Origin of the sequence: Streptomyces sp. NPDC058195 (assembly GCF_042883525.1) — a bacterium.
Lineage (GTDB): Bacteria > Actinomycetota > Actinomycetes > Streptomycetales > Streptomycetaceae > Streptomyces.
Genome location: NZ_JBHVVM010000003.1, coordinates 198299 through 212976, shown reverse-complemented (window position 1 = coordinate 212976; position 14678 = coordinate 198299). Strand labels below are relative to the sequence as shown.

Below are 14678 nucleotides of genomic sequence, written 5' to 3'. Positions count from 1 at the left end.
CACCGGCGCAGCAGCGATCCGCTGGGCCGCCGTCGGTCTCACGATCCGGTGATGCCCGGGGTGAGGATCTCCATGAGGTGCCCGTCGGGGTCGTGGAAGTAGGTGCCCCTGCGGCCTTCGGTGTGCTTGCTGCGATAGATCTGTCCGGTCTCCCGGCACGTGGGATCGCCGTAGTGGGTGACTCCACCGTGCTGGAGGCGGGCGAGTGCGGCGTCGAACTCCTGCTCGCCGACCAAGAACGCGTAGTGGTGTGGCTCGAAGACGTCCGTCTGGTCGTAGTCCAGGCTGACCTTGTTGGCCAGCGTGACCGGCGTGAAGTGCGCCACCGGTGGATCGACGCTCAGGCCGAGGATGTCCGCCAGGAACTGTGCCGAGGCGCGTGGGTCACGGGCGGGGACGATGGTGTGGTTCAGATCCACGGTCATAAAGACTCCAGGTCAGGGACGGGCTGCGCGTGACGGGTGGTCGGGCGGCCTCGGCGGCCCCGCGACATGACGGAGACGAGGGGACGAGGGGAAGCCCGGGGGAGGGCATGGCCTCTTCGGCTGTCGCCCCCGGCTACAGCTGCCGCGCTTTACGTCGATCCGCTCGGCGACGTGCGGACACGGCACGATGCCGTCGGGGAATGCGGCCGCCGTGCGCTGGGACTCCGGGCGGCCGGACGCCGTGGCGAACGCCTCGGCCGACTCCTGGACCGCGACGTTCATCAGAAGCCGGCTGCCCGCCGTCTCCCCGCGCGTCTGCCGGGAGACGAATCCCGGCTGGGCCTTCATGAAATCCGCCTGCCGCCGGAAATGAGGCGGGAGCGACGGGTGCCTCTCCTCCGGGATCACGAAGGCGCTCGTCAGGGCGAGGGCCCCGGTCTTCTCCTGGAACCGCGCAGGTATCGGTCGCGTACGGGTCGAGGTTCGGGAGCGTGGCCATTTCGGTGCGTCCTCTCGCTGTCGGTTGTCCGTTCGGAGGTACCGCAATTCAGTCAACACCTGTTGGCAACAAGTGTTGGCAACGCGTGTTGGCAAACGTAGGGGTGCGGCCCTGGACTGTCAACAGCCGTTGGCCTACATTCGTGGGCATGACCGGCATCACGGAGAACCAGCAGGCTGCACGGCGTTCCGACGCGACCCGCGCCGCGATCCTGACCGCGGCCCGCCAGCGGTTCGCGGCAGACGGCTACGAGAGGGCGACCATCCGGGCCATCGCCCGCGACGCGAAGATCGACCCGTCGATGGTGATGCGCTACTACGACAGCAAGGCGGGCCTGTTCGCGACTGCCGTCGCGATCGATCCCGGCCTGCTCGACCTGCCCGTCGAACCGCGCGAGGAGATCGGCCGTACGCTGGTGAGCCACTTCCTCTCCCTGTGGGAGGAGAACGGGGAGCTCACCGCGCTGATGCGGGTCGGAGCCACCGATCCGGCCGCCGCCGATCGCATGCAGAGCGTGCTGCGCGAGCAGTTGATCCCGTTGGCCCGCGAGGTGGGCCCCGATCCGGAGCAGGCGCCGACGCGGGCGGCGCTGTGCGCCTCGGCCGTGCTGGGACTCGCGCTGACGCGCTACGTGCTGCGCTTCCCGGCGAGCATGGCGCTCGACCGCGACGAGATCGTGGACTGGCTCGGACCCACGGTCCAGCGGTATCTCACCGCGCCCACGCCCTGAGGAAACGCGTCGAGGGCACCCACCGCGCCCTCGGTCGCGGTGGGTGCCCTCAAAGGGGGAGGGCCGAAAGGATCAGCTCTCCGCCCGCGGCTTGCGGGACGTGTCGCTGAGCATCGTGACGGCGGCGGGCACGTGGCAGGAGGCCGCGCGGCGCGGTCACGGACACGACTGCCGAGGCCCTCGTTGAGGAAGCGCCTGCCGCGGCCGTGCCGCTCTCGGCCGCGCCGCAGGCGGTGGCCGTTCATGGAGGTCTTCCGGTGGGTCAGACGGAGAAGGCGGTGCCGTCCAGGGTCCAGTGCGAGTCGGGGGAGATGCCGAGGGCGGTGTAGACCTGGGCCGCGACGTCGGCGTGGTGGAGGGCCGAGGGTGCCCTGCCCGCGGGCAGTCCCGGACCGCACGCGGCGATCCAGGCCGTACGCTCCTGCGGGCTGCGCCCGCCGTGGCCCCCTTCGTCGCGGTGTCCGTGGTCCGTCACCACGATCACCGTCCAGTCCTCCGCCGCGTGACCGGGACGCTGCCGTATGGCGGTGAGGAGCCGGCCGAGACGCCGGTCGGCGGCCTCGACCGACCGGCGGTACTCCTGGCCGCAGCCGAGGAAGTGGGCGGTCTCGTCGACGGCGCCGAGGTAGACGAAGCCGGCGTGGAGCTCTTCGTCCAGGCCGAGGAGGTGTTCCGCCTCGGCGGTCACCTTCTCGTCCGCCTCCTCCCACGCCTCGGGGGTGTCCGCCCGGGGAGCGACGTAGGCGAGCCGGGTCGGGGCCACGAAGAGCGGCCCGCCCTGCTGCGCGAGGAAGAGCGGCGCCCAGCCACCGACGGCGAACGTCCGGCGCCCGCACTCGGCGGCGAGCCGGGTCGTGAAGTCGGGGAAGACGTCGAGGCGGTTGCCGTCGAGCCGGTTGGCCCACACCCCGTGCTTGGCGACACCGACGCCGGTGACGATCGTGGTCCAGCACGGCCCCGACATCGTGGGGGTCGCGGGGTCCACCTCGACGGGCTCCAGGAAGCCCGCGCGGGCTATCCCGTCGAGGTGGGGGGTGGCGAGTCCGGGGAGCAGATCCAGGCGTACGCCGTCGATGCCGACCACCAGCACGCGGGCGGTGTCGTGGGAGGTGTCCTGCAGGGTGTCCATCAGCGGATCCAGACGTGATCGTGTACGGGCGGGGAGCGGGGAGCGGGGAGCGGGGAGCGGGGAGCGGGGAGCGGAGAGGGGGAGGGGAGGGGCGGGGCGGGGAGCGTCAGGGGCCGAGGCGGCGGAGCCGGATCAGGCTGCTGGCGTAGTCACCGGCCGGAAGCCGCGGATCGATGCCCCGGTGCACCAGGACGGCGCCGTCGTGCACCTGGTCCAGGTCCGGGTCCAGATACCGCGCCCCGGCGTCGAGGGCGGGCAGCCGCACGGGGGCGGGGTGGTGGCCGAAGCGGGTGGCGGGGCGCCACACGAGGAGTGCGTGCTCGCTGCCGTCGGGCGACGCGTAGTGCACGGCGGTCGTCGGGCCGTCCGTGACGGGACGGTGCTGGTGCCCCCGCTGCACGAGGGGGCGGACGCGCTTGTACTGGGCGACGAGTGCGGCGGCCTCGTCGAGTTCTTCGTCGGACCAGGACGTCAGGTCCCCGCCGATTCCCAGCGCCCCGGCCATCGCGACGTGGAAGCGGAAGCGCAGCGGGGTGCGTCGGCCGGTGGCGGGGTTGGGGCTGTCGGTGACCCACGCGGCCATGGCCTGGGCGGGGAAGAGCTGTCCGAAACCGTGGTGGACGCAGATCCGGTCGACCGGATCGGTGTTGTCCGAGGGCCACGCCTGGTCGGTACGGGCGAGGACCCCGAGGTCGACGCGCCCGCCGCCGCCCGCGCACGCCTCGATGCGCAGCCCGGGGTGGGACTCCCGGAGCCGGCCCATGACCCGGTAGACGGCCCGGGTGTGGTCGATCCACAGCCGGTCGGGGTCGGGGTGCCCGTCCCAGCCTGCCTCGGTGAAGGGCCGGTTGGCGTCCCACTTGAGCCAGTCGACGCCGTGCTCCCGCACGATCCCGTCGAGGGTCTCCAGCGCCCATGCCTCGACCTCCGGCCGGGCGAAGTTCAGTACCAGCTGGTTGCGGAGCTCGGTCGCGTCGAGGTGCGGGGAGTGCATGACCCAGTCAGGATGAGCCCGGTACAGATCGCTGTCGCGGTTGACCATTTCCGGCTCCACCCACAGCCCGAAGTCCATCTTGAGGCGGTGCACCTCGTCGGCGAGCGGACGCACTCCGCGCGGGAAGGCCCCGGGCCGGGGAGTCCAGTCGCCGAGCCCCGCCCGGTCGTCGCGACGGGCACCGAACCAGCCGTCGTCCAGGACGAAGAGCTCCGCACCGAGCCGGGCGGCCAGGTGCGCGAGGCGGATCTGACCGGCCTCGTCGACATCGAACCCGGTGGCCTCCCACGAGTTGTAGAGGACCGGCCGGTCCCGTCCGGGCTCCGGCAGCACGTGCGCGCGCACGTAGTCGTGCCAGGCACGGCTGGCGCCGCCGAAGCCGTGCGGGGTGTAGAGCCCGGCGTACACCGGGGTGCGGATGGTCTCGCCCGGTGCCAGGGTCCAGGCGAGGCCCTCGTGGCCGAAGCCTCCGGTCCAGTTGGTGCGGCCGACCGGATCGCGGTGGACCGTGATACGCCAGCTCCCGCTCCAGGCGAGCGCGGTGCTCCACACCTCGCCGTGCTCCTCCGACGCGGCGCCGTCGTCGAGGGCCAGCCAGGGACTCGCGTGGTGCCCGGTGAGTCCGCGACGGCTCGTCAGTACGGTTTCGGCGACGGGGAGCCGGTCGCGGCGAAGCTGGAACTCGCTGTTCCAGCCGCCGACCAGATGGCTGAGCCGGTAGTCCGCCAGCGGGGGAGCGGTCCAGGAGGCGGAGTCCAGCCGCTCGACGACGACCGGGTCCGGCGGGCCGTCCGGGGGCCCGGTGTGGGTCAGTTCCGTCCAGCGCTCGACGACGTCGGTGTCCGTCCGGACGCGATAGCACAGGTCCGTTCGCAGCGGGCGATGCCGGTCGGTGAGGTGCAGCCGCAGTTCCCCGCCGTCGACGGTGTGACCGGCGAAGTGCCATTGGGTGCCCCTGGTGCCGTCGGCGAAGCGGACCCGGAGGCCCGCCGGTCCGAACCGCGCCCCGGTCTGCGGCGCGAGTTCGTCGGCGGCGGCGTCGGACTCGAAGCTGCTCGCCGCCGGGGAGACGGGATCCGGCAGCGCCGTGAGACCGATGGTGTCGAGCGGGGCACCCCAATACAGGTGCCGGGGGCTGCCGTCGGGGGCTACACGGAGCGCGTACTGGCTGTTCGGCGTACGGAGCACCGCGAGGCCGAGACCGGGGTCGAAGGTGACGGGCGGAGGCGTGGCGTGCACGGATTGGTCCCCTGACGTGCGGAGAGAACGGGGGCAGACCCGGGGCGGCGTGACGGAGGCACGGCCGATGCCGCGAGCGGCCCCGGGTTGGTGAGACGGGGCGGCCTGAGCGTAGGACGACCTCAACTCCCAAATCAATACTGGAAGAAGTTATTTATTTCCTCTACGTTGCACCCGTGCTTCGACAACACTCCCAGCCTCTGGTCAGTGCACCTGCCGAGACCGCTGTCCTCGCCCTGCTCCTCGCGGAGGGACCGCTCAGCAGAGTGGAACTGGCCCGGCGGACAGGGCTCTCCTCGACGGCGGTCACCAAGGCCGCCCGACCGCTCATCAACGACGGCTACCTGTACGAACTCCCGCCGGAGCGCACCGCTCCCGGTGCTGGCCGACCGGTCAACCCGCTCGCGGTCGATCCCGACCGGGAGTACTTCATCGGGCTGAAGATCAGTGCCGACCAGCTCTTCGGCGCCGTCTGCGATCTGCGGGCCGGCATACGGGCCACCGCCTGCCAACCGCTCGAAGTGCGCACCCCCGAACTCGCCCCCGAGCCCGCCGCCGCGCTCGTCGCCGAGCTGGTCGACGGACTCCTCGACGAGAACCCCGCGTTCCGGGAACGGACACGTCATCTCGGCGTCGCCGTCAACGGTGACGTGGACCGGGAGAGCGGCAGGCTCCGCCACTCCGGCCTCCTCGGCTGGCGCGACGTCCCGCTCGGCGGACTGCTCGCCGCCGCCACGGGGCTGACCGTCACCGTCGAGAACGACGTCAGGGCCCTGACGGTCGCCGAGCACTGGTTCGGAGAAGGCATCGGAACCGGCTACTTCGCGCTGGTCACCATCGGCGCGGGCATCGGCTCCGCCCTCGTCGTCAACGGGCATCTGCTCAGGGGCGCCCACGGGGTGGCGGGCGAGGTCGGACACATCTGCGTGGACCCGGCAGGGCCGCGCTGCCGCTGCGGCGCACGCGGATGTGTCGAGGCGATCGCCTCGACCGACGCGATTCTCACGGCGGTCCGCCGCTCCACCGCGCAACCGCGCCTCACGTTCGACGAGGCCGTCGGCATGGCCCGCGAAGGCCACTCCGCGGCCCGGGATGCCTTCGCCCGGGCCGGACAGGCCATCGGGGTCGGCATCGCCGCACTGGTCAATCTCGTCGGCCCGGAGCGTGTGGTGGTCAGCGGCGAAGGAGCTGACGCCTACGACCTGTTCAGCGGCCACATCCAGGACGCGTACGCCGCGCACGCCTTCGGCGCGGCGTCCCGCTGCCCGCTGCTGCTGCGCCCGCTGCCCTGGGAGGAGTGGGCCCGCGGCGGCGCGGCCGTGGCCGTCCAGGCGCTCTTCCCGCAGCCCGCGGCGACATCCACGATCGGCTTCGGCTGACCGCCACGACGACCGGCACCCTCACCGCCATCCCGCACGACTCCCTGACCGCGCCCTCTTCTGCCGGCAAGCACTCACGAAGGCGCCCGCCAGGGAGCACATCCGCCCCGTACACACCCTCACACAAGGAAATGCGACATGAGCGCACGCAGATTCGAGCTTAGCCGACGAGGATTCCTCACGGGATCGCTGCTGATCACCGCGGGAACGGTCCTGACGACCGCCTGCAGCACCAACCCCGGCGGCGGTTCCTCCGCCAGCACCACCCTCAACGTCTGGTACCACGCCTACGGCGAGGCCGGTGCCCAGCAGGCCGCGCTCCGCTACGCCAAGGAGTTCACCAAGGCCAACCCGGACATAGCCGTCAAGGTGACCTGGGTTCCCGGCGACTACTCGGGAAAGCTGAACGCGACCCTGCTGACCGACGGGGCTCCCGATGTCTTCGAGATCGGCGACTTCAGCGAGAGTCTCGCCCGCCGGGGCCAGATCGCCGCAGTGGACGACGTGTACGGCAGCGCCAGGAGCGACTTCAACACCAATGCCATGGAGACGGTCACCGTCGACGGCAAGCTCTACGGCGTCAAGATGGTCGACGACGTCATGATGCTCTACTACCGCAAGAGCGCCCTTTCGAAGGCCGGGATCACCCCGCCCACGACCTTCGGTGAACTGGCGGCGGCGGCGGAGGCCCTGTCCACCAGGAAGACGAAGGGCCTGTTCCTCGGCAACGACGCGGTCGGTGACTCCGCGATCCTCTCCGTCTGGTCCAACGGCGGCGACCTCGTCACCCCCGACGGCACGGTGGCGTTCGGTTCGGACGGCGCGCTCGAAGCGCTGAAGGGCCTGAAGCGCCTGCACGACGACAAGTCGCTGCTGCTCGGCTTCCCCACCGACTGGTGGGATCCCTCCGCCCTCACCCAGGGGTCGGTCCCGATGCAGTGGAGCGGGCTGTGGGCGATGCCCGCCGTCTCGTCCGCGCTCGGCGACGACTTCGGCGTGCTGCCCTGGCCCGCGTACAAGACCGGCGGCAGTCCGGCCGTACGGGTCGGCGGCTGGACCAGCTGTGTCAACGCCAAGGGTGACCACGTGGCCGAGGCCAAGAAGTTCGTCCAGTGGCTGTGGGTCCGGCAGTCCGAGCTCCAGAAGGACTTCGCCGGGAGCTACGGACTCCACGTTCCGCCGCGGACCTCCGTCGCGGCGACCGCGGAGAAACTGTCCGCGGGCCCCGCCAAGGAGGCCGTGGCACTGGCCGCGAAGTACGGGAAGCACAACCCGGGGACCTGGGACACCGCGGTCAGCAGCGCCTTCAACGGCGCCGCGGCGAAGATCGTCGGCGGGCAGGGCGACCCGGCCGCCGTCCTGGCCGACGCGGTGAAGAAGGCTCAGCGCGAGATCGACAAGCAGCTCGGCCGGTGAATCCGATGACTCCGGCGAACGGCACCGCGCCGATACCCGCGCGGGCCCGGCGCTCCGCGACCACCCCGCCGGGCGCCGCCCGCACCGGCGGGCCCCGCACCGGCCGACGCCGGGTGGGGCGGTCCGGGTGGTTCGCGTTCGTGCTGCTGACCGCGCCGACACTGATCGGGCTCGGCGTCTTCAAGTACGTCGCGATCGGCTGGAGCTTCCTTCTCAGCTTCAGCGACGCACGCGGCACCATCGCCCTCGGCCGATGGGTCGGACTCGACAACTACCGGACCCTCCTGGCCGATCAGGCGTTCCGCGGCTCACTGCTCCAGATCCTGCTGTTCACCGCGTTCATCGTGCCCGTCACCTTCGCCGCGTCCTTCGGACTGGCCCTGCTGGTGCACCGCGTCCGGCGCGGCCGGGCCCTGCTGCGCACCACCTTCCTCATACCAGCGGCCGTCTCGTACGTCGCGGCGTCGCTGTTGTGGAAGATGTGCCTGTTCAACGGCCTGCCGACGGGCATCGCCAATATGATCGGCGGCTGGTTCGGAGCGGAGCCCGCGGCCTGGCTGCAGACCACCTCACCACCGCTCTACTGGATCGTCCTGGTCACCTTGCGCCTCTGGCTCCAGGTCGGCTTCTACATGGTGCTCTTCCTGGCCGGACTCCAGGCCATCCCCAAGGAACTCTACGAGGCCGCCGCACTTGACGGCGCAACAGGCCGACGCCTGCTGACCGGAATCACCCTGCCCATGCTGCGCAACACCTCTGTCGCCGTGCTGATGCTGCTGTTCATCGCCGCCTTCCAGGCCTTCGACGAGTTCTACAACCTGTTCAACAGCGGGCTCTCCGGCACCGGAGCCGCCCCCGTACAGACCCCGCTCGTCCACCTCTACAACACCGCCATGGGAAGTCAGAACTACGGTCTGGGCTCGGCCGGGGCCTTTGTGCTGACCGCCCTCATCGTCGGAGTGACCCTGATCCAGGGACGCATCACCGGGTTCGGCAAGGGCGGGGAGTGAGAAGCGCATGACCACCTCGCCCGTGTTCCGCACCGCGCGCACCCTCGCCCGCGGCCTGCTCATCGGCCTCCTCACAGCAGCCTTTCTGGCGCCCTTCTACCTGATGCTCCGCAACTCCCTCATGGACGCGCGGGGCCTCACGGCGCCGGAGTGGACGTGGTGGCCCTCGACGATGCACTTCGAGAACTTCACCGCCCTGTTCGACGACCCCTCCGTCTCCATGGGCCCGGCGCTCGGCAACTCACTGCTCATCGCCGCCGTCACCGCGCCGGTCTCCACCCTGCTGGCCTCCGCCGCCGGGTACGCCCTCGCCAGGATTCCCGTTCCGGGCCGCGGGGCGATGCTCGGCCTGGTGGTCGCCACCCTGATGATCCCCGGCTCGGTCACCTTCGTACCGACCTTCGTCGTCGTCGGTTCCATGGGCGGCGTCAACACCCTGTGGGGCATCATCGCGCCCGGTCTGTTCAACCCGTTCGCGGTCCTGCTGTTCCGCAACTTCTACCTCCAGTTCCCCAGCGAGATCGAGGACGCCGGACGCATCGACGGCCTGGGCTGGCTCGGTATCTACCGCCGGGTCGCCCTGCCGAGCTCCGGGGCGATGCTCGCCTCGCTGGGCGCGCTGTCCTTCATCGAGAGCTGGAACTCCTTCCTGTGGCCGCTGGTCATCGGCCAGGACCCCTCCGCCTGGACCGCGCAGATCGCCCTGTCCACCTTCCTCACCTCGCAGACCATCAATCTGCCCGGACTCTTCGCCGGTGCGGTCGTCACCATCACCCCCCTGGTCGTCATGTTCCTCGTCGCCCAGCGCCACATCGTCGAAGGCATCGCCACCAGCGGCCTCAAGGGATGAACCCGCCGCGCCCTCACGCACCACGCACCCAGGCAGGCACCACCCCCCACCCGTAAGGAGCTTCTCCGTGACACCTCGCATCACTTCGCTCCGACGCGCGACCGCGGCTCTCGCCATGTCGTCCGCGCTCCTTCTCTGCGCCCTCGTCCCCACCACCACCGCCGCCGCGGCCGGTCCGGCGGCGGCGCCTTCGCCCGCGGTCCTCACCGGCGCTGAGCTCGCCGCCTCATGGACCGGCCCGCTCTCCACCCGGGACCGGTACGTCGTCGACGCCGACGGCGACCGGTTCAAACTCAAGTCCGGCAACTGGGCCGGTGCCCAGGGAACCTGGCAGGGCAGCGGTGACGTCAACGACGTGGCGAACCACCAGGCGCGGCAGATGTCGCACAACATCCCACTCGGTCTCGACCGGAAGCCGATCGCCCAGATCCTGGACGACTTCCACACCTTGGGCCTCAACAGCATCCGGCTCCCGTTCGCCAACGCGCTCATCCACGACACGAGCACCGTCCCGGACTCGGCCGTCACCGCCAATCCGCAGCTCAAGGGCAAGACCCCGCTCCAGATCCTCGACGCCGTCGTCGGCGCCCTGACCGCGGACGGCTTCGCCGTCATCCTCAACAACCACACCACCAGCTACCGGTTCTGCTGCGGACTGGACGGCAACGAACGCTGGAACAGCGGCCAGTCGACCCAGCAGTGGGTCGACGACTGGGTGTTCCTGGCCAAGCGCTACCGCAACGACAAGCGGGTCGTCGGAGCAGACCTGCGCAACGAGGTCCGCCGGGACACCTGGAACGACGCGAACTGGGGCTGGGGCGATGACCACGACCTCAACAAGGCCCTGGAAGAAGCGGGCAACAAGATCCTCCAGGCCAACCCGGACATGCTCGTCGTCATGGAGGGCATCAACTGGCAGGGCATACCGACCGACCTGACCCCGCACAGCCGCCCGACACTCACCCCGGTCGCCACTCTCTCCAACACCCTGATCCACTCCGGCAAACTCGTCTACGCGGCCCACTTCTACGGCTACACCGGCCCGAACCACACCGGCGCCACCGGAACGGGAGAGACCCACGACCCGCGCTACGAGGAGCTCACCCCCACGCAGCTCGCGCAGGTCGTCGACGACCAGGCCCTGTTCGTCACCCGGTCCGGCCAGCACTTCACCGCACCCGTGTGGATCAGCGAGTTCGGTGCCGGCGGCCGAGGTGACACAGACGCCAAGGAACGTGCCTGGTTCGCCAACTTCACCGACATCCTGGTGAAGAACGACTCCGACTTCGCCATCTGGCCCCTGGTCGGCTGGACCGACGCGAACGGCACCCCGCAGGACAACTGGGCGATGGTCAACTACAGCAAGGACGGCACCCGGCTCGGCGTCATGGACACCGGCGACTGGCGCACCACCGCATGGAACAAGCTGGTCAACGCCTCGGGCCGGACCGGTCCGGTCGCCCCCGCACCCCGCTGGAACATGCTGAACCTGGACTATGCCGACTACAACGTCTCCGCCACCAAGCTGGCCGGACCCGACTGGTCCGCGGGCAACCGCAAGGGCAACTGCCCGGACAGCCAGCGGCTCACCGGCCTCGGCCGCGGCAACAGCCGGGGACTGTGCACCGACGCGGGCCAGCCGGCGAAGGGCAACGGCGCCTGGACCGTCGTCACCGACGAGCGGTACGTCACCGGCGGCGACTGGGCGAGCGGCTACAACAAGCTCCAGTGCCCCGCCAGCACCTTCACGGTCGGCTACAGCGTGAACAAGAACGCCATGGCGGCCCTCCTGTGCGCCCCGGCGGCCGCCTCCCTGCCCGCGGACGGCCGCACGGTCTGGTTCGACAGCGGTGACAACCGGCCCGCCACCGGCGGATCGACCGGCAGCGACTGGGCCCCGGGCCACTACAAGGGCCAGTGCGCCGACAACGAGTACCTCGCGGGCGTCGCCTACACATGGAAGTGGAACCACGGCGGCGTGCCCGACGCCCTGCTGTGCCGCGCGCTCGGCTGAACCCACCGGATCCGTACCACCTGAGGAGCACCACAGCCATGCCCCTGCTGGAGATCGCCGACGACGGCTTCCGTCTCGACGCCCGACCGTTCCGCATCATCTCCGGAGCCCTGCACTATTTCCGCGTCCATCCGGAGCAGTGGGCCGACCGGCTCCGTAAGGCACGGCTGCTGGGTCTCAACACGGTCGAGACCTACGTCCCGTGGAACCTGCACGCCCCGCGCCGCGGGGAGTTCCATCTCGACGGAGGTCTCGACCTGCCCCGGTTCCTCGACACCGCGGCCGCCGAAGGGCTCCACGTCCTGCTCCGGCCCGGCCCGTACATCTGTGCGGAATGGGAGGGCGGTGGCCTGCCCTCCTGGCTGCTCGCCGAGGAGGGGCTCGTCCTGCGCAGCGGCGACCCCCGTTTCCTGCGGGCGGTCGACGGGTACTTCGCCTCCCTGCTGCCCCCGCTCCACCCCTATCTGGGAAGCAACGGCGGGCCGGTCCTCGCCCTCCAGATCGAGAACGAGTACGGCGCCCACGGCGACGACACCGCCTACCTGGCCGAACTAGCCGCGATGCTGCGCCGCCACGGCGTGGACATCCCCCTGTTCACCTGCGACCAGCCCGCAGATCTCGCGCGGGGAAGCCTCGACGGCGTTCTGCCCACCGCCAGCTTCGGCAGCCGTGTCACCGCCGGACTCGACGCCCTGCGTGAACTGCGGCCGCACGGACCGCTGATGTGCACGGAGTTCTGGATCGGCTGGTTCGACCGCTGGGGAGGCATCCACACCCGCCGCGACCCGGCCGACGCCGCCGCCGACCTCGACCGGCTGCTCTCCGCGGGCGCCTCCGTCAACATCTACATGTTCCACGGCGGTACCAACTTCGGCTTCACCAACGGGGCCAACGACAAGGGAACGTACCGTCCCACCGTCACCTCCTACGACTACGACGCCCTCCTCGACGAAGCGGGCGACCCCACCGCCAAGTACGAAGCCTTCCGCGAGGTCATCGCCCGCCACGCCCCGGTCCCCGACGAGCCGCTGCCTCCCGCCGCCCCCAAAACCGCGTTCGGGCCGGTGGAACTCACCCGCAGCGTCGGGCTGCTGGAGCAGGCCGACGCCCTGGGCACCCCGGTGACCGCCGACCGCCCCCTGACCATGGAGGAACTCGGCCACCCCTTCGGGTTCGTCCTCCACGAGACCGAACTGCCCACGCCCGGCCCGGCCGTCCTGCACATCGAGCGGGTCCACGACCGCGCCCAGGTCTTCGTCGACGGCCAGCCGGTCGGCGTCCTGGAGCGCGAGAACCACGAACACACCCTCTCCTTCACCGTGCCCCGCCCCGGAGCCCGGCTCGCCGTACTCGTGGAGAACCAGGGCCGCGTCAACTACGGACCCGGACTCCACGACCGCAAGGGCCTCATCGGCCGTACGACGGTCAACGGCCGCCCGCCCACGGCCTGGCGCAGTCGCGCCCTGCCCCTCGACCGGCCCGGTGACTTCGTCCACCGGTCCGCCGATCCCGTCCGCCGCCCGGTGGGTCCGGCGTTCCACCACGGGGTCCTCACCGTGGACGAGCCCGCCGACACCTTTCTCCACCTCGACGGCTGGACCAAGGGCGTCGCCTGGATCAACGGATTCTCCCTGGGCCGCTACTGGTCCCGAGGGCCCCAGAGCAGCCTGTACGTTCCCGGGCCCGTCCTCAGACCCGGGCCCAACGAGATCACCGTCCTCGAACTCCACGCCACCGCCACCGGCCGCGTCCACCTGCGTGACACACCCGACCTCGGGCCCACCGAGGAGTGACCGCCCCGCCACCGAGCACACCGTGCCCGGCGGGAGACGCCTGACCGGGCAACGGTTCGGCCGCGTACGGGACCAGCGGGTCCGCCCGGCCGTCCACGCCCGCAGCGCACCGCACCGCTCAGAGCGGGGGAGCGGCTCCCCGGATGTCGGGCGGCGCCACCACCGAGGAGACCCGCCGGGCGGTCCGCACCGGACGGAACGGTCTCGTGGACGCCGCGCGGCGGGTGCTGGCCGCTCCGGGAACGGGCACCGCCGTCCTCGGCGGAGCCCCGTTCGCCCGGGGCGGGCACCGCCTTCGGTGCCGTGCCCGCCCCGGGTCCGGCGTCCGCGTCGCCCCGGGCCGCACGGTGGTGACCACGTACGCGACGACGCAGTCCACGGCGCACGCGCCCGGACCGAGCGGACCGCAGCCGTCCCGCGGGACACCGTGGCCGGGCCGGACCTCCTGGAACACCCCGGGAGGGCTTCGGACCAAGCCCCGGTCCCGTCCACGACCTCCGGATCCGGCCGTCCGGCCGGGTCCGCTCACGCACACATCCAGGGAGTCTTCGTGCCCACCGAACTCCAGGCCGTCCTCTTCGACATGGACGGCACGCTCGTCGACACCGAGCGGCTCTGGCGGCAAGCGGTCGAGGAGGAAGCCCTCGCGCTGGGACAGCCGCTCACGGACGAGGACCTTCCGTTCGTCCTCGGCCGGGCGATCGAGGACAGCGCCGACCACCTCGCGCTGCGCACGACCGGCAGGGCCGGGGCGCCCCGGATCGCGGCGGCCCTCGAACGGCGCTTCACCGAGCAGGTGAGCGGCCAGGTCGTTCCGCTGCCGGGGGCCGTGGAACTCCTCGCGTCGATCCACGCCGCGGGGGTGGCCACGGCGCTGGTCTCGGCCTCCCCCCGGTCCGTCGTGGACATCGTCCTCGACGTGCTCGGGCGGCACTGGTTCACCGTTTCCTTCGCCGCGGGGGAGACACCGCGCACCAAGCCGTTTCCCGACCCCTACCAGGCGGCCCTGACGGCCCTGGACGTCAGCCCCGCCGCGTGCGTCGCCGTGGAGGACAGCCCGGCCGGTGTCGCCTCCGCGGAGGCGGCCGGCTGCACGGTCCTGGCCGTGCCCTCGCTGATCCCCATTCCCGCGGCACCGCGCCGGACCGTCGCTCGCGGTCTGGAGGACGTGCACCTCGGCCTGCTCCGGGACATCGTTGC

General features: G+C 71.2%; 10 protein-coding genes and 1 pseudogene. 8 read left to right on the top strand and 3 right to left on the bottom strand.

The features are described from left to right. Positions 1-38: 38 nt before the first annotated feature. Complete coding sequence (locus ACFVWY_RS05070) at positions 39-425, bottom strand: VOC family protein (protein ID WP_389867425.1); 387 nt, start codon at positions 423-425, stop codon at positions 39-41. A 647-nt stretch (positions 426-1072) separates the two neighbouring features. On the opposite strand from ACFVWY_RS05070, the gene ACFVWY_RS05065 reads away from it, so the two are divergent. Further along, entirely contained in the window at positions 1073-1654 is a 582-nt protein-coding gene (locus ACFVWY_RS05065) for a TetR family transcriptional regulator (RefSeq protein WP_389867423.1), read from the top strand. A 262-nt stretch (positions 1655-1916) separates the two neighbouring features. Here the strand turns inward: ACFVWY_RS05065 and ACFVWY_RS05060 are convergent, their stop codons facing one another. Both ACFVWY_RS05060 and ACFVWY_RS05055 read right to left on the bottom strand, forming a co-directional pair. Then, complete coding sequence (locus ACFVWY_RS05060) at positions 1917-2783, bottom strand: alkaline phosphatase family protein (RefSeq protein ID WP_389867421.1); 867 nt, start codon at positions 2781-2783, stop codon at positions 1917-1919. Between the two features lie 106 nt (positions 2784-2889). Continuing rightward, positions 2890-5016, bottom strand: a complete 2127-nt coding sequence (locus tag ACFVWY_RS05055) for an alpha-galactosidase (RefSeq protein WP_389867419.1) — start codon at positions 5014-5016, stop codon at positions 2890-2892. A 176-nt stretch (positions 5017-5192) separates the two neighbouring features. Between ACFVWY_RS05055 and ACFVWY_RS05050 the strand changes: the two genes are divergently transcribed. The 7 genes and pseudogenes from ACFVWY_RS05050 to ACFVWY_RS05020 all read left to right on the top strand — a co-directional run. Beyond that, positions 5193-6395: an ROK family protein gene (locus ACFVWY_RS05050; RefSeq protein ID WP_389867417.1), complete on the top strand. Its 1203-nt coding sequence runs from the start codon at positions 5193-5195 to the stop codon at positions 6393-6395. Between the two features lie 138 nt (positions 6396-6533). Beyond that, complete coding sequence (locus ACFVWY_RS05045) at positions 6534-7811, top strand: ABC transporter substrate-binding protein (protein ID WP_389867416.1); 1278 nt, start codon at positions 6534-6536, stop codon at positions 7809-7811. A gap of 5 nt (positions 7812-7816) precedes the next feature. Next, positions 7817-8821, top strand: a complete 1005-nt coding sequence (locus tag ACFVWY_RS05040; RefSeq protein ID WP_389867414.1) for a carbohydrate ABC transporter permease — start codon at positions 7817-7819, stop codon at positions 8819-8821. Between the two features lie 7 nt (positions 8822-8828). Next, complete coding sequence (locus tag ACFVWY_RS05035; protein ID WP_389867412.1) at positions 8829-9671, top strand: carbohydrate ABC transporter permease; 843 nt, start codon at positions 8829-8831, stop codon at positions 9669-9671. Positions 9672-9786: 115 nt separating this feature from the next. After that, positions 9787-11685, top strand: a complete 1899-nt coding sequence (locus ACFVWY_RS05030; protein WP_389867739.1) for a glycoside hydrolase family 5 protein — start codon at positions 9787-9789, stop codon at positions 11683-11685. 38 nt (positions 11686-11723) lie between these two features. Then, a complete protein-coding gene (locus ACFVWY_RS05025; RefSeq protein WP_389867410.1) occupies positions 11724-13478 on the top strand; it encodes a beta-galactosidase family protein in 1755 nt (584 codons plus the stop codon). After that, positions 13444-14574 (top strand): annotated as a pseudogene (locus ACFVWY_RS05020) (HAD family hydrolase); the annotation flags it as partial. The gene ACFVWY_RS05025 and the pseudogene ACFVWY_RS05020, both read left to right, overlap by 35 nt. Positions 14575-14678 lie beyond the last annotated feature (104 nt).

What these genes read in the sequence shown, in the direction of transcription:
- ACFVWY_RS05070 (WP_389867425.1), bottom strand. Translation starts at nt 425, where the DNA reads ATGACCGTGGATCTGAACCACACCATCGTCCCCGCCCGTGACCCACGC.
- ACFVWY_RS05065 (WP_389867423.1), top strand. Translation starts at nt 1,073, where the DNA reads ATGACCGGCATCACGGAGAACCAGCAGGCTGCACGGCGTTCCGACGCG.
- ACFVWY_RS05060 (WP_389867421.1), bottom strand. Translation starts at nt 2,783, where the DNA reads ATGGACACCCTGCAGGACACCTCCCACGACACCGCCCGCGTGCTGGTG.
- ACFVWY_RS05045 (WP_389867416.1), top strand. Translation starts at nt 6,534, where the DNA reads ATGAGCGCACGCAGATTCGAGCTTAGCCGACGAGGATTCCTCACGGGA.
- ACFVWY_RS05040 (WP_389867414.1), top strand. Translation starts at nt 7,817, where the DNA reads ATGACTCCGGCGAACGGCACCGCGCCGATACCCGCGCGGGCCCGGCGC.
- ACFVWY_RS05035 (WP_389867412.1), top strand. Translation starts at nt 8,829, where the DNA reads ATGACCACCTCGCCCGTGTTCCGCACCGCGCGCACCCTCGCCCGCGGC.
- ACFVWY_RS05030 (WP_389867739.1), top strand. Translation starts at nt 9,787, where the DNA reads ATGTCGTCCGCGCTCCTTCTCTGCGCCCTCGTCCCCACCACCACCGCC.
- ACFVWY_RS05025 (WP_389867410.1), top strand. Translation starts at nt 11,724, where the DNA reads ATGCCCCTGCTGGAGATCGCCGACGACGGCTTCCGTCTCGACGCCCGA.